The sequence below is a fragment of the Serratia sp. 121840015-1 genome (assembly GCF_053627655.1).
Map to the genome: position 1 here is coordinate 901704 of NZ_JBSEYF010000001.1, position 24546 is coordinate 926249.

Annotated in this window: 29 protein-coding genes; 22 read left to right on the forward strand and 7 right to left on the reverse strand. The window is 60.9% G+C overall.

What is annotated here, in order from left to right:
* Nucleotides 1-72: 72 nt before the first annotated feature.
* The 11 genes from tsr to ACUXAC_RS04350 all read left to right on the forward strand — a co-directional run bounded on the left by tsr (nt 73) and on the right by ACUXAC_RS04350 (nt 11052).
* Nucleotides 73-1743, forward strand: coding sequence for a methyl-accepting chemotaxis protein (gene tsr / locus ACUXAC_RS04300; RefSeq protein WP_421115097.1), 1671 nt, complete (start codon nt 73-75; stop codon nt 1741-1743).
* Between the two features lie 76 nt (nt 1744-1819).
* Nucleotides 1820-3436 (forward strand): methyl-accepting chemotaxis protein, encoded by a 1617-nt coding sequence (locus ACUXAC_RS04305; protein WP_047730456.1) that lies wholly within the window; start codon nt 1820-1822, stop codon nt 3434-3436.
* A gap of 37 nt (nt 3437-3473) precedes the next feature.
* The gene (gene cheR / locus ACUXAC_RS04310; protein ID WP_141968156.1) at nt 3474-4346 is read left to right on the forward strand and encodes a protein-glutamate O-methyltransferase CheR; all 873 of its coding nucleotides are present in this window, start codon (nt 3474-3476) and stop codon (nt 4344-4346) included.
* Nucleotides 4346-5395 carry a protein-glutamate methylesterase/protein-glutamine glutaminase gene (locus tag ACUXAC_RS04315; RefSeq protein WP_015378262.1) on the forward strand — a complete coding sequence of 350 codons (1050 nt, stop codon included), beginning with the start codon at nt 4346-4348 and terminating at the stop codon, nt 5393-5395. Before cheR ends, ACUXAC_RS04315 begins: the two co-directional genes overlap by 1 nt.
* Nucleotides 5396-5497: 102 nt before the next feature.
* On the forward strand, nt 5498-5887 hold the full coding sequence (gene cheY, locus ACUXAC_RS04320) for a chemotaxis response regulator CheY (protein WP_060420785.1): 390 nt from the start codon (nt 5498-5500) through the stop codon (nt 5885-5887).
* Between the two features lie 10 nt (nt 5888-5897).
* Complete coding sequence (gene cheZ, locus ACUXAC_RS04325) at nt 5898-6542, forward strand: protein phosphatase CheZ (RefSeq protein ID WP_004934858.1); 645 nt, start codon at nt 5898-5900, stop codon at nt 6540-6542.
* 125 nt (nt 6543-6667) lie between these two features.
* Nucleotides 6668-6901, forward strand: coding sequence for a type II toxin-antitoxin system VapB family antitoxin (gene vapB / locus ACUXAC_RS04330; RefSeq protein ID WP_041035628.1), 234 nt, complete (start codon nt 6668-6670; stop codon nt 6899-6901).
* Nucleotides 6901-7299, forward strand: coding sequence for a type II toxin-antitoxin system tRNA(fMet)-specific endonuclease VapC (gene vapC / locus ACUXAC_RS04335; protein ID WP_033640020.1), 399 nt, complete (start codon nt 6901-6903; stop codon nt 7297-7299). The genes vapB and vapC overlap by 1 nt, the downstream gene beginning before the upstream one ends.
* Before the next feature lie 126 nt (nt 7300-7425).
* Nucleotides 7426-8577, forward strand: coding sequence for a flagellar biosynthesis protein FlhB (gene flhB / locus ACUXAC_RS04340; RefSeq protein ID WP_047730459.1), 1152 nt, complete (start codon nt 7426-7428; stop codon nt 8575-8577).
* Nucleotides 8570-10648: a flagellar biosynthesis protein FlhA gene (flhA, locus tag ACUXAC_RS04345; RefSeq protein WP_038876828.1), complete on the forward strand. Its 2079-nt coding sequence runs from the start codon at nt 8570-8572 to the stop codon at nt 10646-10648. The genes flhB and flhA overlap by 8 nt, the downstream gene beginning before the upstream one ends.
* Entirely contained in the window at nt 10648-11052 is a 405-nt protein-coding gene (locus ACUXAC_RS04350; RefSeq protein WP_141959524.1) for a flagellar protein FlhE, read from the forward strand. Before flhA ends, ACUXAC_RS04350 begins: the two co-directional genes overlap by 1 nt.
* Nucleotides 11053-11054: 2 nt before the next feature.
* On the opposite strand, the gene ACUXAC_RS04355 is transcribed toward ACUXAC_RS04350, so the two are convergent.
* The 5 genes from ACUXAC_RS04355 to flgA all read right to left on the reverse strand — a co-directional run bounded on the left by ACUXAC_RS04355 (nt 11055) and on the right by flgA (nt 13524).
* On the reverse strand, nt 11055-11357 hold the full coding sequence (locus ACUXAC_RS04355) for a helix-turn-helix domain-containing protein (RefSeq protein WP_038876832.1): 303 nt from the start codon (nt 11355-11357) through the stop codon (nt 11055-11057).
* Nucleotides 11354-11725, reverse strand: a complete 372-nt coding sequence (locus tag ACUXAC_RS04360; RefSeq protein WP_343180746.1) for a type II toxin-antitoxin system RelE/ParE family toxin — start codon at nt 11723-11725, stop codon at nt 11354-11356. Before ACUXAC_RS04360 ends, ACUXAC_RS04355 begins: the two co-directional genes overlap by 4 nt.
* A 229-nt stretch (nt 11726-11954) precedes the next feature.
* Nucleotides 11955-12389 carry a flagella synthesis protein FlgN gene (locus ACUXAC_RS04365; protein ID WP_033634998.1) on the reverse strand — a complete coding sequence of 145 codons (435 nt, stop codon included), beginning with the start codon at nt 12387-12389 and terminating at the stop codon, nt 11955-11957.
* A 40-nt stretch (nt 12390-12429) separates the two neighbouring features.
* Complete coding sequence (flgM, locus tag ACUXAC_RS04370; RefSeq protein WP_019452957.1) at nt 12430-12741, reverse strand: flagellar biosynthesis anti-sigma factor FlgM; 312 nt, start codon at nt 12739-12741, stop codon at nt 12430-12432.
* Between the two features lie 129 nt (nt 12742-12870).
* A complete protein-coding gene (gene flgA / locus ACUXAC_RS04375) occupies nt 12871-13524 on the reverse strand; it encodes a flagellar basal body P-ring formation chaperone FlgA (protein WP_060420907.1) in 654 nt (217 codons plus the stop codon).
* Nucleotides 13525-13684: 160 nt separating this feature from the next.
* On the opposite strand from flgA, the gene flgB reads away from it, so the two are divergent.
* The 9 genes from flgB (at nt 13685) to flgJ (ending at nt 20885) form a co-directional block, all read left to right on the forward strand.
* On the forward strand, nt 13685-14098 hold the full coding sequence (gene flgB, locus ACUXAC_RS04380; RefSeq protein WP_454266517.1) for a flagellar basal body rod protein FlgB: 414 nt from the start codon (nt 13685-13687) through the stop codon (nt 14096-14098).
* 5 nt (nt 14099-14103) lie between these two features.
* The gene (gene flgC / locus ACUXAC_RS04385; RefSeq protein WP_004934826.1) at nt 14104-14508 is read left to right on the forward strand and encodes a flagellar basal body rod protein FlgC; all 405 of its coding nucleotides are present in this window, start codon (nt 14104-14106) and stop codon (nt 14506-14508) included.
* Between the two features lie 12 nt (nt 14509-14520).
* On the forward strand, nt 14521-15198 hold the full coding sequence (gene flgD / locus ACUXAC_RS04390; protein WP_016927297.1) for a flagellar hook assembly protein FlgD: 678 nt from the start codon (nt 14521-14523) through the stop codon (nt 15196-15198).
* A 54-nt stretch (nt 15199-15252) separates the two neighbouring features.
* Complete coding sequence (flgE, locus tag ACUXAC_RS04395) at nt 15253-16476, forward strand: flagellar hook protein FlgE (RefSeq protein ID WP_004934822.1); 1224 nt, start codon at nt 15253-15255, stop codon at nt 16474-16476.
* Nucleotides 16477-16488: 12 nt separating this feature from the next.
* On the forward strand, nt 16489-17244 hold the full coding sequence (locus ACUXAC_RS04400) for a flagellar basal body rod protein FlgF (protein ID WP_038876842.1): 756 nt from the start codon (nt 16489-16491) through the stop codon (nt 17242-17244).
* Between the two features lie 18 nt (nt 17245-17262).
* Nucleotides 17263-18045, forward strand: a complete 783-nt coding sequence (gene flgG, locus ACUXAC_RS04405; protein ID WP_004934819.1) for a flagellar basal-body rod protein FlgG — start codon at nt 17263-17265, stop codon at nt 18043-18045.
* 83 nt (nt 18046-18128) lie between these two features.
* Nucleotides 18129-18830, forward strand: coding sequence for a flagellar basal body L-ring protein FlgH (gene flgH, locus ACUXAC_RS04410; protein ID WP_004934817.1), 702 nt, complete (start codon nt 18129-18131; stop codon nt 18828-18830).
* A 10-nt stretch (nt 18831-18840) separates the two neighbouring features.
* On the forward strand, nt 18841-19941 hold the full coding sequence (locus tag ACUXAC_RS04415; protein ID WP_004934816.1) for a flagellar basal body P-ring protein FlgI: 1101 nt from the start codon (nt 18841-18843) through the stop codon (nt 19939-19941).
* Entirely contained in the window at nt 19941-20885 is a 945-nt protein-coding gene (gene flgJ / locus ACUXAC_RS04420) for a flagellar assembly peptidoglycan hydrolase FlgJ (protein ID WP_049200258.1), read from the forward strand. The genes ACUXAC_RS04415 and flgJ overlap by 1 nt, the downstream gene beginning before the upstream one ends.
* A gap of 7 nt (nt 20886-20892) precedes the next feature.
* Here flgJ and ACUXAC_RS04425 read toward each other — a convergent pair whose 3' ends face one another.
* The gene (locus tag ACUXAC_RS04425; protein ID WP_343180751.1) at nt 20893-21177 is read right to left on the reverse strand and encodes a hypothetical protein; all 285 of its coding nucleotides are present in this window, start codon (nt 21175-21177) and stop codon (nt 20893-20895) included.
* On the opposite strand from ACUXAC_RS04425, the gene flgK reads away from it, so the two are divergent.
* Together flgK and flgL are read left to right on the forward strand one after the other, a co-directional pair.
* Nucleotides 21170-22819, forward strand: a complete 1650-nt coding sequence (gene flgK / locus ACUXAC_RS04430; protein WP_070914637.1) for a flagellar hook-associated protein FlgK — start codon at nt 21170-21172, stop codon at nt 22817-22819. The two genes, ACUXAC_RS04425 and flgK, sit on opposite strands and share 8 nt — an antisense overlap.
* Nucleotides 22820-22878: 59 nt before the next feature.
* Nucleotides 22879-23838, forward strand: a complete 960-nt coding sequence (gene flgL, locus ACUXAC_RS04435) for a flagellar hook-associated protein FlgL (protein WP_060420803.1) — start codon at nt 22879-22881, stop codon at nt 23836-23838.
* A gap of 272 nt (nt 23839-24110) precedes the next feature.
* Here the strand turns inward: flgL and sra are convergent, their stop codons facing one another.
* The gene (gene sra / locus ACUXAC_RS04440) at nt 24111-24245 is read right to left on the reverse strand and encodes a stationary-phase-induced ribosome-associated protein (protein ID WP_087763075.1); all 135 of its coding nucleotides are present in this window, start codon (nt 24243-24245) and stop codon (nt 24111-24113) included.
* Between the last annotated feature and the right edge of the window lie 301 nt (nt 24246-24546).

Here is a 24546-nt window from a genome sequence, read left to right on the forward strand (position 1 = left end):
TCGCACGGCGCCGATAACTCTCACATTCAACGTCATCAGAGCCTGTCTGCGCGGGCTTCAACAAGGGAAATCATGTTAAATCGTATGAAGGTGGTCACCAGCCTGTTGCTGGTGTTGGTGCTGTTTGGCGCCTTGCAGTTGATTTCGGGCGGACTCTTTTTCTCCTCGCTCAAGAATGATAAAGAGAACTTTGCCGTACTGCAGACGATTCGTCAGCAGCAGTCTGAACTGAACGAAAGCTGGGTCAACCTGCTACAGACTCGTAATACCCTGAACCGAGCGGGTATTCGTTACATGATGGATACCAACAAAATCGGCAGCGGTGCCAGTGTCAGCGATCTGTTGACTTCGGCGAAGAGCATGCTGTCGGTCGCGGAACAGCATTACGCCGCCTATGAAAAAATTCCTCTCGATCCGCGTCAGGACGCGCAGTCTGCGGAAAAACTCAAGCAACAGTATGACATCTTGCACGGTGCTTTGACCGAACTGATTCAGCTGTTGGGCGAAGGCAAAATCAATGCTTTCTTCGATCAACCGACACAAAGCTATCAGGACGGCTTCGAGCAGATCTACAACACCTACCTGGCACAAAACGACAAGCTGTACCAAGGCGCGGTAGAAGACAGCAACAAGTCGTTCTCCTCGGCCATTTGGACGCTGGTGATCGTGTTGCTGGTCGTGTTGGCCGTGATCGTGCTCGTTTGGACCGGCATCCATCACATCCTGGTGCGCCCGCTGAACCGCATGATCGACCACATCAAACAGATCGCCGCCGGCGACCTGACTCAGCAGATCGTCGTCAACAGCCGCAACGAAATGGGCGTGCTGGCGGCCAGCCTGAAACACATGCAAGGCGAACTGATTGAAACCGTCAGCGGCGTACGTCAGGGCGCGGACGCCATCTACAGCGGCGCGTCAGAAATCGCCGCGGGCAACAACGATCTCTCCTCCCGTACCGAGCAACAGGCCGCTTCGCTGGAAGAGACCGCCGCCAGTATGGAACAGCTGACCGCGACGGTGAAACAGAACGCCGAAAACGCCCGTCAGGCTTCACAGCTGGCGTTGAGCGCCTCCGAAACCGCGCAGAAAGGCGGCAAGGTCGTGGCCAACGTGGTGCAGACCATGCATGACATCGCCGGCAGCTCGCAGAAAATTGCCGATATCACCGGCGTGATCGACGGTATCGCCTTCCAGACCAACATCCTGGCGTTGAACGCCGCGGTGGAAGCGGCGCGTGCCGGCGAGCAGGGCCGCGGCTTCGCGGTGGTGGCCGGTGAAGTGCGTAACCTGGCGCAGCGCAGCGCGCAGGCGGCGAAAGAGATCAAAGGCCTGATCGAAGATTCGGTCAGCCGCGTCGATATGGGCTCCGTGTTGGTCGAAAGCGCCGGTGAAACCATGGGCGACATCGTCAACGCCGTTACCCGCGTGACCGACATCATGGGCGAAATCGCCTCGGCGTCGGACGAGCAGAGCCGCGGTATCGATCAGGTTGGCCAGGCGGTAGCGGAAATGGACCGCGTGACCCAGCAGAACGCCTCGTTGGTGGAAGAATCCGCCTCGGCGGCGGCGGCGCTGGAAGAACAGGCCAGCATGCTGACCCAGTCGGTGGCGGTATTCCGCCTGAGGTCGGAAGGCCAGGAAGAGTTTAAAGCGCCTGTCACCAGCAAGGCGACGGTAACACCGGTAATCAATCATAAGAAAATGAACGCCAGCGATCTGCAGGATAACTGGGAAACGTTCTGACCGGTATCGGGCCTCTCTCGCAGAGGCCCTTTTCCCTACGTAGGCCGGTCGCCGGCCGGCTGCAAGGAGGTTCACAGTGTTTAACCGAATCCGTATCTCTACCAGCTTGTTCCTGTTGTTGATGACCTTTTGCGTTCTGCAGTTGGCCAGCAGCGGCCTGTCGTATTCCGCGTTTCGCTCCGATAACCACAACCTCGACATCATCACCCTTGGCAGCCAGCAGCGCGATTCGCTCAGCCTGAGCTGGGTGTCGCTGTTGCAGGCGCGTAATACGCTGAACCGCGCCGGCACCCGCGCGGCGCTGAAACTGCCGCAGGAGCAGGTGAACGAATTGATGAGCAGCGCCCGCAGTTCGCTGCAGAAGGCCGATCTCTATTTCAATCAGTTCATGGCGGTTGAGCGCAGCAGTGAGCAACAGAGTCAGCAGACGGCAACGACCAAGGCCAGCTACGAGCGGCTGCGCGGCGCGCTGCGCGAGCTGATCGGCTTCCTGGAGAAGGGGGAGCTGCAGGCATTTATGGATCAGCCGACGCAGAAAACCCAGGACCTGTTCGAGGCCGACTTCGTGCAGTACCTGCAGCTGGTCAACGGCGACATCAGCGAAGCCAGAGACGCCAACCAGTTCTCCTTCACGCTGGCGGGCCTGATGCTGGCGGGGGCGGTCTTGATGCTGATCGTGGTGACCGGCAGCGCCATGTGGTGGTTGCGTACCATGCTGGTGCAGCCGCTGAACCAAATCCGCAGCCACTTTGAACGTATCGCCGCCGGCGATTTGGCGACGCCGATTCAGGTGTATGGCCGCAATGAAATCAGCATGCTGTTCGCCAGCCTGCAACGCACGCAGCAGTCGCTGATCGGCACCGTCGGCGCGGTGCGCGACGGGGCGGAGTCAATACTGATCGGCCTGCAGGAGATCTCCGAAGGCAATAACGATCTTTCTTCCCGCACCGAGCAGCAGGCCGCTTCGCTGGAAGAGACCGCCGCCAGCATGGAACAGCTGACCGCCACGGTGAAGCAGAACGCCGACAATGCGCGACAGGCCTCACAGTTGGCGCGCGATGCCTCGGCCACCGCGGCCAAGGGCGGCGAACTGGCCGGTGACGTTGTGACCACCATGCACGATATCGCCAACAGCTCGCAGAAAATCGGCGCTATCACCAGCGTGATTGACGGCATCGCTTTCCAGACCAACATTCTGGCGCTCAATGCGGCGGTGGAAGCGGCGCGCGCCGGTGAACAGGGGCGTGGTTTCGCCGTGGTCGCCGGTGAAGTGCGCAACCTGGCGAGCCGCAGCGCGCAGGCGGCGAAAGAGATCAAGGTGCTGATCGACGAATCGGTCAGCCGCGTCAAACACGGCTCGGTGCTGGTGGAAAACTCCGGTGCCACCATGCAGGACATCGTGCGTTCGGTGACTCGCGTGACCGACATCATGGGCGAGATCGCCTCGGCTTCGGATGAACAGAGCCGCGGCATCGAGCAGGTGACGCAGGCGGTGACCCAGATGGATCAGGTTACTCAGCAGAACGCCGCGCTGGTGGAAGAATCCGCTTCTGCCGCCACCGCGCTGGAAGAGCAGGCCATTACCTTGGCCGACGCGGTCGCGGTATTCCGTCTGGCGGACGATAACTTCGTCGCGCCAGGTAACAGCAACAACGCAGTTTCACCCGTGGTAAAGGAAGCCCAAGATTGTTAAACCGCATAAGCAGCACGTTTTTCTCCGGTGAGGTGGCATGAAACAGACGCCGTCAACTTCTAACCGGGATACTGCGTCGATGTTGACGCAAATGGTGCAGCGCCTGCCGCTGTCGGACGTGCATTTTCGCCGTATCAGCCAGTTGATTTATCAACGCGCCGGCATTGTGCTGGCGGAGCATAAGCGCGAGATGGTTTACAACCGCCTGGTGCGCCGTTTGCGGCTGTTGGGATTGCACGATTTCGGCGACTACCTGGCGCTGCTGGAAAGCGACCCGAACAGCGCGGAGTGGCAGGCGTTTATCAACGCGCTGACCACCAACCTGACGGCCTTTTTCCGCGAGGCGCATCACTTCCCGATCCTGGCGGAGCACGCGCGCTCGCGGCCGAACGGCTACAGCGTCTGGAGCACCGCGGCCTCGACCGGCGAAGAACCGTATTCGATCGCCATCACGCTGAGCGATGCATTGGGCCAACGGGCCGGCAGTTGCCAGGTTTGGGCCAGCGATATCGATACGCAGGTGCTGGAAAAAGCGGAGGCGGGCGTTTACCGCCAGGAAGATCTGCGCACCCTGACGCCGACCCAAATGCAGCGCTATTTTCTGCGCGGCACCGGGCCGCATCAGGGGCTGGTGCGCGTGCGGCCGGAGCTGGCGGCGCGGGTGAACTTTCAGCCGCTGAACCTGCTGGCGCCGGAGTGGGCGCTGCCGGGGCAATTCGACGCCATTTTTTGCCGCAACGTCATGATCTATTTCGATAAGGCGACGCAGGAGCGCATCCTGCGCCGCTTCGTTCCCTTGCTTAAGCCGGGGGGGCTGATGTTCGCCGGCCACTCCGAGAATTTCAGCCAGATCAGCCGGGATTTCTACTTGCGTGGGCAGACCGTGTATGGGCTGACCAAGGAGAGGTAATGAGTAAAATCAGAGTGTTATGCGTAGACGATTCGGCACTGATGCGCCAGCTGATGACGGAAATCGTGAACGGCCACGCCGACATGGAGATGGTGGCGACCGCGCCGGATCCGTTGGTGGCGCGCGATCTGATCAAAAAATTTAATCCCCAGGTGCTGACGCTGGACGTCGAGATGCCGCGCATGGACGGGCTGGATTTCCTCGAGAAGCTGATGCGCCTGCGGCCGATGCCGGTGGTGATGGTTTCTTCGCTGACCGGCAAAGGCTCGGAAATCACGCTGCGCGCGCTGGAACTGGGCGCGGTGGACTTCGTGACCAAACCGCAGCTCGGCATTCGCGAGGGCATGTTGGCCTACAGCGAGCTGATTGCCGAGAAGATCCGCACCGCCGCCAGAGCACGCCTGCCGCAGCGTTCCAGCAGCCCGGCGCCGGCGATCCTCAGCCATGCGCCGCTGCTGAGCAGTGAAAAACTGATCGCCATCGGCGCTTCCACCGGCGGCACCGAAGCGATCCGCCAGGTGCTGCAGCCGTTGCCGGCAACCAGCCCGGCGCTGCTGATCACCCAGCACATGCCGCCGGGTTTCACCCGTTCGTTCGCCGAGCGGCTGAACAAGCTGTGCCAGATCACGGTGAAAGAAGCGGAGGACGGCGAGCGCGTACTGCCGGGCCACGCCTACATCGCACCGGGGGATCGTCACCTGGAGCTGACGCGCAGCGGCGCCAACTATCAGGTGAAGCTGCATGACGGCCCGGCGGTCAACCGCCATCGCCCCTCGGTCGACGTGCTGTTCCGCTCGGTGGCGCAATATGCCGGCCGCAATGCGGTGGGCGTGATCCTCACCGGGATGGGCAACGACGGAGCGGCGGGGATGCTGGAGATGCACCGCGCCGGGGCCTATACCCTGGCGCAGAACGAGGCGAGCTGCGTGGTGTTCGGCATGCCGCGCGAGGCGATCGCCAGCGGCGGCGTCAGCGAAGTGGTCGAGCTGGACAGGATGAGCCAGCGCATGCTGGCGCAGATCGCCGGCGGCCAGGCATTGCGCATTTGATTTTAGTCCGCAGGGTCTTCCCGGCGGCGATATGACCCAGGTTCGCCGCGCGGCGGCCTGCGGTTTTGCATCATTAAACGGTTAACTATTTCAGGAGTAACAATGGCAGACAAGAACCTCAGATTTCTGGTTGTGGACGATTTTTCCACCATGCGCCGCATCGTCAGAAATTTGCTCAAAGAGCTGGGCTTCAACAACGTCGAAGAAGCTGAAGACGGCGCGGATGCGCTGAACAAGCTGCGCGCCGGCGGTTTCGACTTTGTGGTGTCCGACTGGAACATGCCGAACATGGACGGGCTGGAGCTGCTGCAAACCATCCGCGCCGATAGCGTGCTGGCCGCGATGCCGGTACTGATGGTGACGGCGGAAGCCAAGAAAGAAAATATCATCGCGGCGGCGCAGGCCGGCGCCAGCGGTTATGTAGTGAAACCTTTTACGGCGGCGACGCTGGAAGAAAAGCTCAACAAGATTTTTGAAAAATTGGGCATGTAAGGAGAGGGCGATGAGAGACATTCCAATGCCTGCCAGCGATGCAGCGACCGCGGGAGAGATCATCTCCCGCATCGGCCAACTGACCCGAATGCTGCGCGACAGCATGCGCGAACTGGGGCTCGATCAGGCGATCGCCCAGGCGGCAGAGGCGATCCCGGATGCGCGCGACCGTCTTGACTATGTCGTAACCATGACGGCGCAGGCGGCGGAACGGGCGTTGAACTGCGTGGAGGCGGCGCAACCGCGCCAGGCGGAGCTGGAATCCGGCGCGAACGCGTTGAAAGGGCGCTGGGACGAGTGGTTCGCCAACCCCATCGAACTGGACGACGCGCGTTCTCTGGTTAACGACACGCGCCAGTATCTGGATCAGGTGCCGGGCCATACGGCCTTCACCAATGCCCAACTGCTGGAAATCATGATGGCGCAGGACTTCCAGGATCTGACCGGCCAGGTGATCAAGCGCATGATGGACGTGGTGCAGGAGATCGAAAAGCAGCTGCTGATGGTGCTGATGGAAAACATGCCGGAGCAGCCGGTGAAGGAAAAACGGCCGAACGACAGCCTGCTGAACGGCCCGCAGCTCGACCAGAACGGCGTCGGCGTGATCGCCAACCAGGCGCAGGTCGACGATCTGCTCGACAGCCTCGGTTTCTGAGGCTTTTCGGGGCGCGCGACGGCGCGCCCCGAAAGTTGCGCGGTGTCCCGCAAAGATTAATGTATATAGCATTGCTATATACATCATGGCGGTTATAATTTGTACTCCAGTTAAAGGAGGTCGCCATGACGTTAGGTTCTGTCTTTACCAATAATCGGACACAGGCTGTACGCTTGCCTGCAGAGGTGCGTTTCCCTGATACCGTTTCTAAAGTGACCGTCCGCGTAGTGGGCAAAGAGCGCATTCTTGCCCCCCTGGAGAATACCTGGGATAGCTTCTTCTGTGCGGAAAATGAGGTGAGCGATGATTTCCTCAATGAACGTGCCGGGCAGCACCAGCGCGAGCGGGAAGATTTTTGATGTTCAGTCATATGCTGGACACCAACATTGTTATCTATGTCATTAAGCGCCGCCCGCTGGAAGTGCTGGAGGCATTCAATCGCTATGCAGGTAAAATGGTCATTTCGTCGATCACCTATGGCGAATTGGTTCACGGGGTGGAGAAAAGCGCTCGCCCAGCGGTGAACGCCAGAGTCGTTGAGGATTTTGTCTCCCGATTGGACATTCTCGATTACAGCGCCAAAGCAGCATCGCACTACGGCAACATCCGGGCTGCGCTGGAACGCCAGGGAACGCCTATTGGCGTAAACGATCTACATATCGCCGGGCATGCGCGCAGCGAAGGATTGATCCTGGTGACCAATAATCGACGCGAATTTGAGCGCGTTGAGGGTTTGCGGCTGGAAAATTGGTTGTAACCTCTCCCTGATGGTCTCATCCCCTAAATAACCCGCCTTTTCCCCCGTTGTTCCGTCAATGACATCGCCAATTTTTTGGCATGCTGACCGCCATTCTTTACCCTCTCGACACAGGAACGGCGTTTCGTGGCTGAAGACAGCGATCTGGAAAAAAGCGAGGCCCCCACGCCCCACAGGCTGGAGAAGGCGCGTGAAGACGGCCAGATCCCGCGTTCCCGCGAACTGACCTCGGTACTGATGCTGCTCTCGGGCCTCGCGATCATCCTGATGTCCGGCAGCAACATGGCGCAACAGCTGGCGGCGATGCTCACGCAGGGGTTGAATTTCGACCATGGCATGGTCAGCAACGATAAACAGATGCTGCGCCAGCTGGGCATGTTGCTGCGCCAGGCCGTACTGGCGCTGTTGCCAATCATGGCGGGGCTGGTGCTGGTGGCGCTCGCCGCGCCGATGCTGTTGGGGGGCATTCTGTTCAGCGGCAAGTCGATCAAATTCGATTTGAAACGGCTGAACCCGTTGTCCGGGTTGAAGCGCATCTTTTCCAGCCAGGTGCTGGCCGAGCTGCTGAAAGGGATCCTGAAAGCGACGCTGGTCGGCTGGGTGACAGGCCTCTATCTCTGGCATAACTGGGCGGCAATGCTGCATCTGATGACCCAGCAGCCGCTCGACGCGTTGGGCAATGCGCTGCAGATGATTCTGTTCTGCGGTTTTCTGGTGGTGCTGGGATTGACGCCGATGGTGGCGTTCGACGTGTTCTACCAGCTGTGGAGCCACTTCAAAAAGCTGAAGATGACCAAGCAGGATATTCGCGACGAATTCAAAGACCAGGAAGGGGACCCGCACGTTAAGGGACGTATTCGCCAGCAGCAGCGGGCGATCGCCCGGCGCCGCATGATGGCCGATGTGCCCAAGGCGGACGTGATCGTCACCAACCCGACGCACTACGCCGTCGCGTTGCAGTACAACGACAAAAAAATGAGTGCGCCGAAAGTGCTGGCCAAGGGGGCGGGTGAAATCGCCTTGCGCATTCGCGAACTCGGTGCGGAGCACCGCATCCCGATGCTGGAAGCGCCGCCGCTGGCGCGTGCGCTGTATCGACACAGCGAGATTGGACAACATATTCCGGCCACCCTGTATGCCGCGGTCGCCGAAGTGCTGGCCTGGGTGTACCAACTGCGCCGCTGGCGGCGCGAGGGCGGCCTGATCCCGAAAAAACCTGAACGTTTACCGGTGCCGGAAGCACTGGATTTTGCAAGAGAGAGTGACTCTGATGGCTAATTTGGCCTCCCTGCTTCGTTTGCCGGGCAATTTTAAAGATACGCAGTGGCAGGTGTTGGCCGGCCCGGTGTTGATCCTGCTGATCCTGTCGATGATGGTGCTGCCGTTGCCGGCGTTTATCCTCGACCTGCTGTTTACCTTCAACATCGCGCTGTCGATCATGGTGCTGCTGGTGGCGATGTTCACCCAGCGCACGCTCGAATTCGCCGCCTTCCCGACCATTCTGCTGTTCTCCACGCTGCTGCGTTTGTCGCTCAACGTCGCGTCCACGCGCATTATCTTGCTGGAGGGGCACACCGGTTCCGCCGCCGCCGGCCGCGTGGTGGAGGCCTTCGGCCACTTCCTGGTGGGCGGCAACTTCGCCATCGGTATCGTGGTGTTCATCATCCTGGTGTTGATCAACTTCATGGTCATCACCAAGGGGGCCGGGCGTATCGCCGAAGTGGGCGCGCGTTTTGTCCTGGACGGCATGCCGGGTAAACAGATGGCGATCGACGCCGATCTGAACGCCGGATTGATCGGCGAGGACGAAGCGAAGAAACGCCGCGCCGAAGTCACCCAGGAGGCCGATTTCTACGGCTCGATGGACGGTGCCAGTAAATTCGTGCGCGGCGACGCCATCGCCGGCCTGATGATCATGGTGCTGAACGTGGTCGGCGGCCTGTTGGTCGGCGTGGTGCAACACGGCATGGAGCTGGGGGCGGCAGCGGAAAGCTATACGCTGCTGACCATCGGCGACGGCCTGGTGGCGCAGATCCCGGCGTTGGTGATCTCTACCGCCGCCGGCGTTATCGTCACTCGCGTCGCGACCGATCAGGACGTCGGCGAGCAGATGGTGGGCCAGCTGTTCAACAATCCGCGCGTGATGCTGCTGAGCGCCGGGGTACTGGGGCTGTTGGGCCTGGTGCCGGGCATGCCGAACCTGGTGTTCCTGCTGTTTACCGCCGCTTTGCTGGGCCTGGCCTGGTGGCTGCGCGGCCGTGAACAACAGGCACCGAAAGCGGTGGAGGCGCCGGTGATGCCGGACAACCCGCAGGCCGCCGAAGCCAGCTGGGCCGACGTGCAGTTGGAGGATCCGCTGGGGATGGAGGTGGGTTATCGGTTGATTCCGATGGTCGATTTTCAACAAAACGGTGAGCTGCTGGGGCGTATCCGCGGTATTCGCAAGAAATTCGCGCAGGACATGGGGTATCTGCCGCCGGTGGTACACATTCGCGACAACCTGGAGCTGCCGCCTGCCAGCTACCGCATCCTGATGAAAGGCGTCGAGATCGGCAGCGGTGAAGCGCAGCCGGGCCGCTGGCTGGCGATCAACCCCGGCAATGCCGTGGGTGAGCTGGCGGGAGACAAAACCGTCGATCCGGCCTTTGGGCTCGAGGCGGTGTGGATCGACAGCGCCTTGCGCGAGCAGGCGCAGATCCAGGGCTTTACCGTGGTGGAAGCCAGCACCGTAGTGGCGACGCACCTCAATCACCTGATCGGCCAGTTCGCCAGCGAGCTGTTTGGCCGCCAGGAAACCCAACAGTTGCTGGATCGCGTGTCGCAGGAGATGCCGAAACTGACCGAAGACTTCGTGCCGGGTGTGGTATCACTGACCACGCTGCACAAGGTGCTGCAAAACCTGCTGGCCGAGCGTGTTTCTATCCGCGATATGCGCACCATCGTCGAAACGCTGGCGGAGCATGCTCCGGCGCAAAGCGATCCTTATGAGCTGACCACCGTGGTGCGGGTAGCGCTGGGCAGGGCGATCACGCAGCAGTGGTTCCCGGGCAACGGCGAGATTCAGGTCATCGGTTTGGATACCCAGCTGGAGCGCCTGTTGTTGCAGGCGTTGCAGGGCGGTGGCGGCCTGGAACCGGGGCTGGCCGATCGCCTGCTGGATCAGGCGCGCCAGGCGCTGCAGCGGCAAGAGATGCTCAGCGCGCCGCCGGTGCTGCTGGTCAACCATGCGCTGCGGGCCTTGCTGGCGCGCTTCCTGCGCCGCAGCCTGCCGCAGATCGTGGTGTTGTCCAACCTCGAAATCAACGACGATCGCCAGATTCGCATGACGTCGACCATTGGAGCCGCCTGATGAAACGTTGTCTGTTCGTGTTGTGTTTGCTGGCGCCGTTAACCGCCGGTGCGGTGTCCGGTTCCTGGGTGGCCGAAGGGGTGGGCGTGACGTTGGAACAGGGCGGCATGCGCGATGAGTCCGCCGGTTTGCGGCCGCCGAACGCGTTGCCGGATGCCAATGCGCGCATCACCAGCGTCAGCTGGCGCTACCGTTTACTGGGGCCGGAGCCGGCCGGGCTGCAGGCCCAGCTGTGTACGGTGAACCGCTGCATTCCGCTCGGCGGCGGCAGCGGCAGCAGCAACGGTTTGCAGGGCGAACCGGCCAATGCGGAATTGCGCTTTGTCTATTACGTGCAGTCGCAAGGCGGGCTGAACCCGCCGCTGCGCGTGATTGGCAATCAGGTCATCGTCAATTATCAGTAGGATCAGGCCAGAATTTGCAGGCCGTTGCGTTCCACCAGTGACAGCAGCTTCATTGCGGCGGAGTTCGGTTGCGCTTCGCCGCGCTCCCATTTTTGTACCGCCTTTTTACTGACGTTGAGATACAGCGCAAACACCGGCTGACTGACGTTTTCCCGTTCGCGCAGCGCGCGGATCTCGGCCGGCCCGAACTGTTTCACCGGCCGCAGACACAGCATGTCGAAGGTGCGCATGGTCACGTCGTCGACGAAACCGGCGCGGTGCAGGCCCTGAACTTCCTGGTGGATCGATTTCAGCATCTTGCTCATAGTTGTAACCTTATTAATTCCCCGCAGTTGACCAGCTGATACAGTCTGAATGGTGAATAATCCAGATACAGCGCCGCCAAATGCCGCCAGGAAATTAACTCATCCTGATTGATGTTGTCTCTTTCGTTTTTGGCAAAGCCATACATGAAAAAGATCCTGCCTTCATCTGCCGTTGCGATTAATACCCGATACCCGCGCCGTTTTCCACTCCCCATCCGGGCGATGCGTTTTTTGTAAACGCAACCACCGAGATTGGCGTTGTACAACTGATTTTGCATCTCTCGCGCCGCTTTCACTATCGAGGCGTCACTGATGCGTTCGTCGCCGGCAAATGTCTGGAAGGCTTTTGTGAGATAAATGTCGGTCATTCACTCTCCGTGTGAAAATATACCCTTAGTGGGTATAGATCAAGATGTTTAACGACCGAGCTAAGATGACGAAAGAGGGAGTGATGAGGAACAGGCAAATATCCGTTCTGCGCAGCCTGGCGCATAACGTTAAGGGAATTCAGAAAGCGATAAGAAGAAAATGCGAGAGGGCGCGCATAGCCGGGTAAACCCGCGCCCGGTGGTGCGCACACCGGGCGAAATCAGGGGGTTAGACGCCGATTTTTCTGCCGAGCAGGCTGCCGGCGTGCGACTGGCCGTCCGGGCCATACAGCGATTTGTTGTTCTTGCTGAGGATCGCCAGCGCCTGAGCGTTATGGTCGATCTGCTGATTGAGCAGCAGGCCATTGTGCTGATTCTTCTCGCGCAGCGTTTGGCTCAGCAGCTGAACGCGTTGCCAGCGATCGGCCAAGGGCGCATGGCTGGCGTAGGGCGCGCGTTGCCCGCAGGCTTTTTCCTGCCCCAGACGCTGTTGTTCAAGATAGGCGACCGTCGCCAGCAGTTGGCTTTTGGCATCGGTTACGCGCTGCAGCGCCACGCCGGGCAACTGGCCGGAACACAGCAAGTCGTGCTCTTCCTCCAGCACGCCATTGAGCGCCTGCAGCGTTTCCAACAGTTTATCCAGCAGTTGTGCCAGGTTTTCCATAGTGATGACTTATCCTTTACCGCTACTCGCCGCCGCGCCGTCAGTCGCGCCCGGCGATCCATTGAATGTCGCTCTGCGCGTCTTGCAGCAGCGCGTCGGCGATTTTGCCGGCGTCCATCTTCAGTTCGCCGTTGCGGATCGCCTGCTTGATGGCCTCGACCCGGCCCATATCGATATCCTGGGTGCCCGGCTGCATCAGGCGCGCCTGCGCCTCGCTCAGTTTGACCTGCGTGCCGCTGACGGCCGTTTCGGCCACGGCGGCCTTACGCGGTTGGAGCGGGTTGTCGGCCGGGGTTTCACGCGGTTGCACAGTGGAAACCGGCTGTAACCGCTGGGTGCGATCGATACTCATGGTCCATCTCCGTTTACGCCGTGACCGCTCGGGGGCGACGACGCTGCAATGAAAGTTTTGCGGCCCTGGTGGCCAATAAAATGCTGCTTGATTTGTCTTATCGGCAAGGTTTGCGGAACCTTTACTTTTTTATAACGTAATGCGAATCGCGCCGTCGTCCCCGACCACGCCGCTGACGATCTGCCCGGACGCCATGCGCACGCGCACGCTGTCTTCGGCGGCGGCGTTGTTCATCGCCTTGCCCGCACCGCTGATGTTGAACCCTTCGCCCTGCGCGGTGACCTGTACCGGTTGCCCGGCTTTGATAATCCAGGCGCGGCGCAGCATGGCGAGGGTCAGCGGTTGGCCGGGGCTGATATTGCGCAGGCTGACGGCGCCTAACGCTTTGCCCGCTTCGGTCAGCGCGCGCGGCGGCAGGGTATCGAGCCGGCCTTCCTTCAACGCCAGATCCGCCGCGGTCAACCGGCTGCCGGCGCTGATGCCGCGCGCCGAAACCAGATAGCGGCCGAACACCTGCACCTGCGTCTGGATAAAACGCCGCTCCTGGCCACAGCGCGCCGAAATGCTGACGTTGCCGCCGATCCGCGCGTTGGGCGGCAGCGACAGCTGGGGCAGTTCGCAGGCGGGCCATTGGGCCGGCGGCGTGCGCACCCGCACTTTCACCTGTACCGGCTCGCCGGTGAACTTGCCTTTGATGAAGCTTTCGATTTGCGTCGCCAGATCGTCGGCGCGCGCGTTCAGACTGCACAGCAGGCCGATAAGCAGCAGCATTTTACCTTTCATCGTCATCTTCTCAAGCTTCATCGGGATACGCGTAAGTGTACCCGCAGCGCGCGCAGGCTAAGCAGATAAATAGCGCCCCATTTTGCGTCTATTCCCGCGATAGGGTGGCGCTGGGGACGTTTATCCTGTCGACTCCAAATTCTAACCTCGCGGAGGGAGCATGCTCGACAAACTGGACGCGGCTCTGCGCTTTGGCCAAGAGGCGCTGAATTTGCGCGCCCAGCGGCAGGAAATTCTGGCCGCCAACATCGCCAACGCAGACACACCGGGTTATCAGGCGCGGGATATCGATTTCGCCAGCCAATTGAACAAAGTGCTGGAACAAGGGCGCGTCAACGGCAACGGCATGTCGCTGAACCTGACGGCGGCGCGCCACATCCCGGCGCAAACCCTGCAGCCGCCGCAGCTCGATCTGTTGTACCGGGTACCGGACCAGCCGTCGATGGACGGCAACACGGTGGACATGGATCGCGAACGCACCAACTTTGCCGATAACAGCCTGAAATATCAGACCGACCTGACGCTGCTCAACGGGCAGATCAAAGGGATGATATCCGTGCTGCAACAAGGATAAGGCGCATGTCTTTACTGAACATTTTTGATATCTCCGGCTCGGCGTTATCGGCGCAATCCCAGCGCATGAACGTCAGCGCCAGCAACATGGCCAACGCCGACAGCGTGACCGGCCCGGACGGCGAGCCTTACCGCGCCAAGCAGGTGGTGTTCCAGGTCGCGGCGGCGCCCGGGCAGCCGACCGGCGGCGTGCGCGTCGCCCAGGTGGTGGACGATCCGGCGCCCGAGCGTCTGGTGTACCAGCCGGGCAACCCGCTGGCGGACGCCAAGGGCTACGTGCGCATGCCGAACGTCGACGTAGTGGGGGAAATGGTCAACACCATCTCCGCTTCCCGCAGCTACCAGGCCAACGTCGAGGTGCTCAACACCACCAAGTCGATGATGATGAAAACCCTGACGCTGGGTCAGTAACCGGAGGTTCCCATGGCTATTGCCGCAACCACTAACGAGTCGTTGGACAACACCGTCATCGGTAACAACAGCAAAAATACCAACAGCCAGGATCTGCACAACAGCTTCCTGACGCTGCTGGTGGCGCAGTTGAAAAACCAGGATCCGACCAATCCAATGCAGAACAACGAGCTGACCTCGCAGCTGGCGCAGATCAACACCGTTCAGGGCATCGAAAAACTCAACACTACGCTGGGCTCGATCTCCGGCCAGATCAACAGCAACCAGTCGCTGCAGGCGACGGCGCTGATCGGTCATGGCGTGATGGTGCCGGGCAACAACATTCTGGTCGGCAGCAAGGATGGCAAGGTCAGCACCACGCCGTTCGGCGTGGAACTGGAGCGCGCCGCCGATCAGGTGACCGCCACCATCACCAACGCCAGCGGGCAGGTGGTGCGCACCATCGAAATCGGCGGCCTGACCGCCGGCGTACACGCCTTCACCTGGGACGGTTCGCTGGATGACGGCTCCACCGCGCCAGACGGCGCCTACAAAGTGGCGATTAACGCCAAAGGCAACGGTGAACAGTTGGTGGCGCGTAGCCTGCACTTCGGGCTGGTGAACGGCGTGATCCGCGACGGCAACGGCGCCAAGCTGGATCTCGGCCTGGCGGGCAACGCCACCCTGGAAGACGTGCGACAGATCTTATAACCCTAAGCATCAGGCTCAATCGGACGATAGCCTGACCACTATTCGGAGAATAACATGGCCTTTTCTCAGGCAGTCAGCGGCTTGAACGCGGCAGCAACCAACCTGGACGTGATCGGTAACAACATCGCCAACTCCGCGACCGCGGGCTTCAAATCCGGCAGCGTGTCCTTCGCCGACATGTTCGCCGGTTCGCAGGTTGGGCTGGGCGTTAAAGTGTCCGGCATCACCCAGAACTTCAAGGGCGGCACCACCACCGGCACCAGCCGTGCGCTGGATGTGGCCATCAACGGCAACGGCTTCTTCCGCATGCAGGATAAAGACGGCGGTATCTTCTATACCCGCAACGGCCAGTTCAAGCTGGACGAGAACCGCAATCTGACCAACATGCAGGGCCTGCAGCTGACCGGTTACCCGGCGGCCGGTTCCCCGCCGACCATCCAGCAGGGTGCCAACCCGGTGCCGCTGAGCATTCCTGAAGGCATGATGAACGCCAAGGCGTCTACCTCCGGTGAGATGGTAACCAACCTGAAGTCCACCCATAAAGTTCCGGAGAACAAGACGTTCGATCCGACCAAACAGGACAGCTACAACTACGTCAACACCATCACCGCCTACGACTCGCTGGGTAACGCGCACAACATCAACGCCTACTTCGTGAAGACGGAAGACAACAAGTGGCAGGTCTATACCCAGGACGGCAGCGCAGCGCCAGTGAACGCCGGCACCATGGAGTTCAGCACCAGCGGCAACCTGGTGAAAACCACCAGCACCAACGGCGCGCCGGGCGAGTTCAGCATGGTGATCCCGATGACCGCCAAAGACGGCGCACCGGCGCAAAACTTCACCCTGAGCTTTGCCGGCAGCATGCAGCAGAACGTGGGCAGCGACTCGGTGAGCAAAGTGGCGCAGGACGGCTATGCCGCCGGTGAATACACCAACTTCCAAATCAACAACGACGGCACCGTCGTGGGCATCTACTCCAACCAGCAGACCCAGGTGCTGGGCCAGATCGTCATGGCCAACTTCTCCAACCCGGAAGGGCTGGCGTCGCAGGGCGATAACGTGTGGCAGGAAACCGGTGCATCCGGCCAGCCGCGCGTCGGTCTGTCGGGCGGCGGCGGCTTCGGTAAGCTGACCAGCGGCGCGCTGGAGTCTTCCAACGTCGATCTGAGCCAGGAGCTGGTGAACATGATCGTCGCACAGCGTAACTACCAGTCCAACGCCCAGACCATCAAGACGCAGGACTCCATCCTGCAGACGCTGGTTAGCCTGCGCTAATAGGGCCGAGTCATGGATCACGCGATTTATACCGCGATGGGCGCGGCGCGCCAAACGCTGGAACAGCAGTCCATCACCGCCAACAACCTGGCCAATGCGTCGACGCCGGGCTTTCGCGCCCAGCTCGCCGCGTTGCGCGCGGTACCGGTCGACGGGCCGAGTATGGCGACGCGCACCTTGGTGACCGCGTCGACGCCGGGCGCCGACATGAGCCAGGGGGCGCTGAACTACACGTCGCGTCCGCTGGACGTGGCGCTGCAGCAGGACGGTTTCCTGGCGGTGAGCCTGCCGGGTGGCGGTGAAGCCTATACCCGCAACGGCAACATTCAGATCTCCTCCACCGGGCAGTTGACGGTGCAGGGGCTGCCGGTGATGGGCGACGGCGGCCCGATCGAGGTGCCGCCGTCGGCGGAGATCACCATCGCGGCCGACGGCACCATTTCGGCGCTGAACGCCGGCGATCCGCCGAACACCATCGCGCAGATCGGCCGCCTGAAGCTGGTGAAAGCCGATGCGCGCGAAGTGATGCGCGGTGACGACGGGCTGTTCCGCCTGACGCCGGAAACCCAACAGCAGCGCGGCAATCAGTTGCAAAACGATCCGCAGGTGCGGGTGATGCCGGGCGTGCTGGAAGGTAGCAACGTCAAGCCGGTGGAAACCATGGTCGACATGATCGCCAACGCCCGCCGCTTTGAAATGCAAATGAAGGTCATCCACAGCGTGGATGAAAACGAACAGCGTGCCAACTCACTGCTCTCAATGAGTTAAGCAGCAAGGAAATAACCGATGATTCCATCCTTATGGATTGCCAAAACCGGTCTGGACGCGCAGCAGACCAACATGGACGTGATCGCCAACAACCTGGCGAACGTCAGCACCAACGGCTTCAAACGCCAGCGGGCGGTATTTGAAGATCTGCTGTACCAGACCATGCGTCAGCCGGGGGCGCAGTCCTCCGAGCAGACCACGCTGCCTTCCGGCCTGCAGATCGGCACCGGCGTGCGTCCGGTGGCGACCGAGCGTCTGCACAGCCAGGGTAACCTGTCGCAGACCAACAACAGCAAAGACGTCGCCATCAAGGGGCAGGGATTCTTCCAGGTGATGCTGCCGGACGGCACTCAGGCCTATACCCGTGACGGGTCGTTCCAGATCGATCAGAACGGCCAGCTGGTGACCTCCAGCGGTTTCCAGGTGCAGCCGGCGATCACCATTCCGGCGAACGCGCTGTCCATCACCGTCGGCCGCGACGGCATCGTCAGCGTCACCCAGCAGGGGCAAACCGCCGCCCAGCAGGTGGGCCAACTGACGCTGACCACGTTCGTCAACGACAGCGGTCTGGAGAGCGTGGGCGAGAACCTGTATCAGGAAACCGAAAGCTCGGGTGCGCCGAACGAGAGCACGCCGGGGCTGAACGGCGCCGGTCTGCTGTATCAGGGTTACGTGGAAACTTCCAACGTCAACGTGGCGGAAGAGCTGGTCAACATGATCCAGACTCAGCGCGCTTACGAGATCAACAGCAAAGCGGTATCGACCTCCGATCAGATGCTGCAAAAGCTGACGCAACTGTAATCTGTCATTGACGGGCCCGGCTTGCCGCGCCCGTCATTCTCTTTCGTGAAACAAAGGCGATACCCGTGGTAACCACATATTCGATGGCAATCCTGCCGCGGCAGGGACAACGCTGGCTGGCGGGAATGGTGATGCTGACGCTGAGCGGCTGCGCCTATATCCCGCACAAACCGCTGGTGGACGGCGCGACCACGGCGCAGCCCGCGCCGGCCAGTGCGCCGATGCCGAACGGCTCGATCTTCCAGACGGTGCAGCCGATGAACTACGGCTACCAGCCGCTGTTCGAAGACCGCCGTCCGCGCAACGTCGGCGACACCCTGACCATCGTGCTGCAGGAAAACGTCAGCGCCAGCAAGAGCTCCTCCGCCAACGCCAGCCGCAACGGCGCCAGCAAGTTCGGCGTCGCCACCTCGCCGCGTTACCTCGACGGCCTGTTGGGCAATGCGCGCGCCGATATGGATATTTCCGGCGACAGCACCTTCGGCGGCAAGGGCGGTGCCAACGCCAACAACACCTTCAACGGCACCATTACGGTGACGGTCAACCAGGTGCTGGCCAACGGCAACCTGCACGTGGTAGGGGAAAAGCAGATCGCCATCAACCAGGGCACGGAATTCATCCGCTTCTCCGGCGTCGTCAATCCGCGCACCATCAGCGGCAACAACTCGGTGACCTCGACGCAGGTGGCGGACGCACGTATCGAATACGTCGGCAATGGCTATATCAACGAAGCGCAGACCATGGGCTGGCTGCAGCGCTTCTTCTTAAATGTTTCACCGTTCTAAGGATTGACTGATGCTGAAAAAATGGTTTATCGCGCTGTGCGTCGGGCTGGTGTGCTTGCCGGCGGCGGCGGAGCGCATCCGCGATCTGGTGACGGTGCAGGGCGTGCGAGACAACGCCCTGATCGGCTACGGCCTGGTGGTGGGGCTGGACGGCTCCGGCGACCAGACCATGCAGACGCCGTTTACCACCCAAAGCCTGAGCAACATGCTGTCGCAGCTGGGCATCACCGTGCCGCCAGGCACCAACATGCAGCTGAAAAACGTGGCGGCGGTGATGGTAACCGCCAAACTGCCGCCGTTCTCGCGCGCCGGGCAGAACATCGACGTGGTGGTTTCTTCGATGGGCAACGCCAAGAGCCTGCGTGGCGGCACCCTGCTGATGACGCCGCTCAAAGGCGTGGATAACCAGGTTTATGCGCTGGCGCAGGGCAACGTGCTGGTCGGCGGCGCGGGTGCGGCGGCCGGCGGCAGCAGCGTGCAGGTCAACCAGCTGGCGGGCGGGCGCATCAGCAACGGCGCCACCATCGAGCGCGAGCTGCCGACCACCTTCGGCAGCGGCGGCGTTCTCAACCTGCAGCTGAACGACGAAGATTTCACGCTGGCGCAGCAGATCAGCGACGCCATCAACCGCCAACGCGGCGGCGGCACCGCGACGCCGCTCGACGCCCGCACGATCCAGGTGCTGGTGCCGCAGGGCAACAGCTCTCAGGTGCGCTTCCTGGCGGAGATTCAAAACATCACCGTCAACGTCGGGGCGATGGATGCCAAAGTGATCATCAACTCGCGCACCGGTTCGGTGGTGATGAACCGCGATGTGATCCTCGACTCTTGCGCCGTCGCCCAGGGCAACCTGTCGGTGGTGGTCGATCGGCAGAACACCGTCAGCCAACCGACGACGCCGTTCGGCGGCGGCCAGACGGTGGTGACGCCAAACACCCAGATCTCGGTGCAACAGCAGGGCGGATCGCTGCAGAAGGTGAACGCCAGCGCCAACCTGAACAACGTGATCCGCGCGCTGAACGCGCTGGGTGCCACGCCGATCGATCTGATGTCGATCCTGCAGGCGATGCAGAGCGCCGGCTGCCTGCGCGCCAAACTGGAAATCATCTGATGGCCGGCGATCTGATGGCGATGTCGGGCGCGGCCTATGACGCCCAGGCGCTGAACGGTCTGAAGCGCGATGCGGCGGCCGACCCGCAGGGCAACCTCAAGCAGGTGGCGCAGCAGGTGGAAGGCATGTTCGTGCAGATGATGCTGAAAAGCATGCGCTCTGCCTTGCCGCAGGATGGGGTATTGAGCAGCGATCAAACGCGGCTCTATACCTCGATGTACGACCAGCAAATCGCCCAGCAGATGTCGCAAAAAGGGCTGGGGCTGGCCGACATGATGGTCAAGCAGATGAGCAACGCCAATACTGTGCCGAGTGAAACGGCGGGCCTGTCGCCGATGGCGCTGGACAACGAGGTGCTGCAAACGCTGCCGAACCAGGCGCTGGAGCAGATGGTGCGCCGCGCGATGCCGAAAGCCCCGCCGGCCGCCGCGCCGCTGTCGCTCAACAACGGCAACTTCGTCGCTCGCCTGTCGATACCGGCGAAGGTCGCCAGCCAGCAGAGCGGCATTCCGCATCAGCTGATCGTCGCGCAGGCGGCGCTGGAGTCCGGTTGGGGGCAGCGCGAGATCCCGACCTCGGACGGCACGCCGAGCTACAACCTGTTCGGCATCAAGGCCGGCGGCAGCTGGAACGGGCCGGTGACGGAGATCACCACCACCGAGTTCGAACAGGGCGCGGCGAAGAAGGTGAAGGCGAAGTTCCGCGTCTACGGCTCGTACGTCGAGGCGATCGCCGATTACGTCAAGCTGCTGACCAACAACCCGCGCTACGCCGACGTGGCCGCCGCGCGCAGCCCGGAGCAGGCGGCGCATGCGCTGCAACGCGCCGGCTACGCCACCGACCCGCAGTACGCCAGCAAACTGGTCAGCGTGATTCAGCAGATGAAGAACGCAGGGGAACAGGCGGTCAAAGCGTATACCCACGATCTGAAAGATTTGTTCTAAATCCCCGTCAGGCTTGACGCCGCAGCGGCGTTGACTGCATAAGTTCGCCCCGGTCACTTGGCTTAACCAGGCTCCCGGGGACGCCCTTGCTTGTCGCCTTGCTGCGACGCCAATTATTGAGGGGATAGGCGGTAATGAAGGCTGGCTGGATGCTGACCGCATTGCCGCTTTTTTTCCTCAAGTTCTTCTCATTTTTGCCGATAACCGAGACAGGCTGAGCGAACAGGCTCAGCAGCTCAATTAGAACCCTGTGGGCCACCGGCGCCGCAGCATAAGGAATTCCGATGTCCAATAGCTTAATCAATACCGCGATGAGCGGGCTGAATGCGGCTCAGGTGGCGCTCAGTACCGTCAGCAACAACATCTCCAACTACAACGTGGCGGGCTATAACCGCCAGACCGCGATCCTGGCGCAGAACGGCGGCATGGCCACCATGAGCGGCTTTATCGGCAACGGTGTGACCGTCACCAGCGTCAACCGCGAGTACAACCAGTTCATCACCAACCAGTTGCGCGGTGCGCAAAGCGCCTTCGGGGCGCAAAACGCCTATTACGAGAAGATTTCGCAGATAGACAACCTGCTGGCGAGCAAAACCAACCCGCTGTCGACCAACATGCAGGATTTCTTCACCAACCTGCAGAACCTGGTGAGCAACGCCGGTGACGACGCCGCGCGCCAGACGGTGCTGGGCAAGGCCAATGGCCTGGTGAACCAGTTCAACAACACCGACAAATTCCTGCGCGACATGGACAACGGCGTCAATCAGCAGATCAGCGATACGGCGCAGCAGATCAACAGCTACGGCCAACAGATCGCCAAGCTGAACGACGAGATCACCCGTTTGCGCGGCAGCGCCGGCGGCGAGCCGAATGCGTTGCTGGATCAGCGCGATCAGCTGGTTACCGAGTTGAATCAGCTGGTGGGCGTGCAGGTCACGCAGCAGGATGGCGACGCTTATACCGTCTCCTTCGCCAACGGTTTGACCCTGGTGCAGGGCAGCAACACTTATCAGGTGGAGGCGATGCCTTCCAGCAGCGATCCTTCCCGCCTGACCATCGGTTATAACCGTGGCAATGGCGCCAGCGAAGTGCCGGAAGGCCAGATCACCAGCGGCAGCCTGAGCGGCGTGCTGAAATTCCGCAGCGAGACGCTGGACGGCGTGCGCAATCAGCTGGGCCAGTTGGCGTTGGCGATGGCGGACAGCTTTAACCAGCAGCATCGCGCCGGTTTCGACCTGAACGGCGACGCAGGCGGCGACTTCTTCAGCTTCAGCGGCGGCCGGGTGGTGGATAACACCCGCAACACCGGCGACGCGTCGCTGTCGGTCGCTTACACCGACACCGGCAAGGTGAAGGCCAACGATTATCGCGTCGAGTTCGACGGCAGCAACTGGCAGGTCAGCCGCCTGCCGGACAACGTGAAAGTCAACGCCACGCCGGGCACCAGCGCCGACGGCAAACCGACGCTGAACTTCGATGGGCTGGAAGTGAGCATCGACGGCAATGCGCAGGCTAAAGACAGCTTCACCGTGAAGCCGGTCAGCGACGTGGCGGGCAACCTGAAAGTGGCCATCACCGATTCGTCCAAGATCGCCGCCGCCGGTAAAGACGACAGCGGCCGCGGCGATAACGAAAACGCCAAGAAGCTGCTGGATCTGCAGACCAAAAACCTGGTGGACGGCAAGGCGACCTTGAGCGGTGCTTACGCCGGCATCGTCAGCGGCGTCGGTAACCAGACCGCTGCCGCCAAGGCCATCGCCACTTCGCAGGCCAAGATCGTGACCCAGCTGGGCGAGCAACAGCAGTCGATGTCCGGCGTTAACCTTGACGAAGAGTACGGCGAGCTGCTGCGTTTCCAGCAGTACTACATGGCCAACGCGCAGGTGATTCAGACCGCCAGCTCGCTGTTCGACGCGCTGCTGAATATTCGTTGATTTCATTGTTAACCGGCGCCGATAACGGCGCCGGTCGCTCAGAGTAAGGAACCCACAGCATGCGCATGAGCACCAGCATGATGTACCAACAGAACATGAACGGCATCACGGGCAACCAGTCGCTGTTCATGAAGGCCGCCGAGCAGCTTTCCTCGGGCAAGCGGGTGATCAACCCGTCCGACGATCCGCTGGCGGCGTCGCGCGCGGTGATGTTGTCGCAGTCGCAGGCGGAAAACAGCCAATACACGCTGGCGCGGACTTTCGCTCGCCAAAGCGTGTCGATGGAAGAAACGGTCTTGGCCGGCGCGACGTCCACCATCGCGGACATGAAGGCGCTGATCGTCAGCGCCGGCGGCACCGAAAGCGATAACGACCGCCAGTCGTTGGCCACCCAGCTGCAGGGGCTGAAAGATCAGCTGCTGAACCAGGCCAACAGCACCGACGGCAACGGCCGCTATATGTTCGGCGGATACGTGAACGACAAGGCGCCGTTCGTCGACAACGGTGGCACCGTCAGCTATCAGGGCGGCGACAAGACGGTTCAGCAGAAAGTGGACGCCAACCGCACCATGACCATCGGCCATACCGGCAACGCGGTGTTCATGTCGTTGACCAGCAACCCGAAGCCTGAGCCGGACGGCAGCGCGCCGGTCAGCAACGTATTCGAGAGTATCGATATCGCGCTGAACGCGCTGAAAACCCCGCTGCAGGGCGCCGATGAGGCCACCAAGCAGCAGGTGAACGATGCGCTGGCGAAAGCCAACCGCGGCCTGGACAACTCATACAACAACGTGCTGAGCGTGCGCGCCGAGCTGGGCAGCCAGCTGCAGGAGATGGATCAGCTGGACAGCATCGGCAAAGAGCGCGACATGACCAACCAGGTCCAGATGAGCGCGTTGACGGATGCCGATCTGGCCGAGTCTATTTCGTCTTACTTTATGCAGCAGGCGGCGCTGCAGGCGTCGTATAAAACCTTCAGCGATATGCAGGGCATGTCGCTGTTCCAGATGAATCGTTAAGAGCAAGACCCCGTTGCCTGACCGCGACGGGTTTCCCTTTAGTGCGCTTAGAAAACGTCCTCTCCGCCCCGCGGGGAGGAAGGCTTCTTGAAACCGGGCGCACTCGTTTGGCGCGTCACTCGTTCTCCCACTACTGACTGAGTGACGCGCCTTTTTTTCATCAGGGAAGAAATAATACGATTGTCACCCCTGTTTAATGCGCAACGGCATGATTGAAATCAGTGGCGGAAAAATCGCGATGGATATTATTTCCCTGACGATAAATAGTGGTGCTATTTCTTTTTCTTCTCTACTTTCCATTTTCCGCCGTCGGCCGTCTCGGTAAAAGAAACTCTAAACTTGTTGCTTTTCCAGTGGGTCAAACCGAATAACCGGCGTGCTTTGCGGTTGCTTTTCGCTTTAATCATGATCTCGCTCCTGTGGTTAGCAAAGGTCGATGCTGCGCCCTGCAGCCGGCAGGCTGCCGGACGCATTTATTCTGGGTGTAAGTTATCTGTCGCGCATTTAACAATGCGTGACTGCGTTATTCTTATTTTTTACTCGAGATAAACGTACTTTATCGCTGCGAAAAATAAGGAGGTGCAAGGCGATATTTTTTTGTTACCGGGTCTATTCTAGGTCGGGGTTTTATTTATTCAAGCCACCGGAGACATTTGAACCTTAATCCGGATAAAAGACGTTTCTCAGGCTTTTGTCCCAAGAAAGCGT

Bases quoted from the DNA above. Each gene is read 5' to 3' on its own strand.
- ACUXAC_RS04315 (WP_015378262.1), top strand. From the start codon at position 4,346: ATGAGTAAAATCAGAGTGTTATGCGTAGACGATTCGGCACTGATGCGC.
- flgH (WP_004934817.1), top strand. From the start codon at position 18,129: ATGGCAATCCTGCCGCGGCAGGGACAACGCTGGCTGGCGGGAATGGTG.
- flgL (WP_060420803.1), top strand. From the start codon at position 22,879: ATGCGCATGAGCACCAGCATGATGTACCAACAGAACATGAACGGCATC.
- cheZ (WP_004934858.1), top strand. From the start codon at position 5,898: ATGAGAGACATTCCAATGCCTGCCAGCGATGCAGCGACCGCGGGAGAG.
- flhA (WP_038876828.1), top strand. From the start codon at position 8,570: ATGGCTAATTTGGCCTCCCTGCTTCGTTTGCCGGGCAATTTTAAAGAT.
- vapB (WP_041035628.1), top strand. From the start codon at position 6,668: ATGACGTTAGGTTCTGTCTTTACCAATAATCGGACACAGGCTGTACGC.
- vapC (WP_033640020.1), top strand. From the start codon at position 6,901: ATGTTCAGTCATATGCTGGACACCAACATTGTTATCTATGTCATTAAG.
- flgA (WP_060420907.1), bottom strand. From the start codon at position 13,524: ATGAAAGGTAAAATGCTGCTGCTTATCGGCCTGCTGTGCAGTCTGAAC.
- ACUXAC_RS04415 (WP_004934816.1), top strand. From the start codon at position 18,841: ATGCTGAAAAAATGGTTTATCGCGCTGTGCGTCGGGCTGGTGTGCTTG.
- flgG (WP_004934819.1), top strand. From the start codon at position 17,263: ATGATTCCATCCTTATGGATTGCCAAAACCGGTCTGGACGCGCAGCAG.
- cheY (WP_060420785.1), top strand. From the start codon at position 5,498: ATGGCAGACAAGAACCTCAGATTTCTGGTTGTGGACGATTTTTCCACC.
- ACUXAC_RS04365 (WP_033634998.1), bottom strand. From the start codon at position 12,389: ATGGAAAACCTGGCACAACTGCTGGATAAACTGTTGGAAACGCTGCAG.
- flgB (WP_454266517.1), top strand. From the start codon at position 13,685: ATGCTCGACAAACTGGACGCGGCTCTGCGCTTTGGCCAAGAGGCGCTG.
- flgC (WP_004934826.1), top strand. From the start codon at position 14,104: ATGTCTTTACTGAACATTTTTGATATCTCCGGCTCGGCGTTATCGGCG.
- ACUXAC_RS04360 (WP_343180746.1), bottom strand. From the start codon at position 11,725: ATGACCGACATTTATCTCACAAAAGCCTTCCAGACATTTGCCGGCGAC.
- flgM (WP_019452957.1), bottom strand. From the start codon at position 12,741: ATGAGTATCGATCGCACCCAGCGGTTACAGCCGGTTTCCACTGTGCAA.
- flgK (WP_070914637.1), top strand. From the start codon at position 21,170: ATGTCCAATAGCTTAATCAATACCGCGATGAGCGGGCTGAATGCGGCT.
- ACUXAC_RS04350 (WP_141959524.1), top strand. From the start codon at position 10,648: ATGAAACGTTGTCTGTTCGTGTTGTGTTTGCTGGCGCCGTTAACCGCC.
- cheR (WP_141968156.1), top strand. From the start codon at position 3,474: ATGAAACAGACGCCGTCAACTTCTAACCGGGATACTGCGTCGATGTTG.
- flgE (WP_004934822.1), top strand. From the start codon at position 15,253: ATGGCCTTTTCTCAGGCAGTCAGCGGCTTGAACGCGGCAGCAACCAAC.
- ACUXAC_RS04400 (WP_038876842.1), top strand. From the start codon at position 16,489: ATGGATCACGCGATTTATACCGCGATGGGCGCGGCGCGCCAAACGCTG.
- flgJ (WP_049200258.1), top strand. From the start codon at position 19,941: ATGGCCGGCGATCTGATGGCGATGTCGGGCGCGGCCTATGACGCCCAG.
- sra (WP_087763075.1), bottom strand. From the start codon at position 24,245: ATGATTAAAGCGAAAAGCAACCGCAAAGCACGCCGGTTATTCGGTTTG.
- tsr (WP_421115097.1), top strand. From the start codon at position 73: ATGTTAAATCGTATGAAGGTGGTCACCAGCCTGTTGCTGGTGTTGGTG.
- flgD (WP_016927297.1), top strand. From the start codon at position 14,521: ATGGCTATTGCCGCAACCACTAACGAGTCGTTGGACAACACCGTCATC.
- ACUXAC_RS04355 (WP_038876832.1), bottom strand. From the start codon at position 11,357: ATGAGCAAGATGCTGAAATCGATCCACCAGGAAGTTCAGGGCCTGCAC.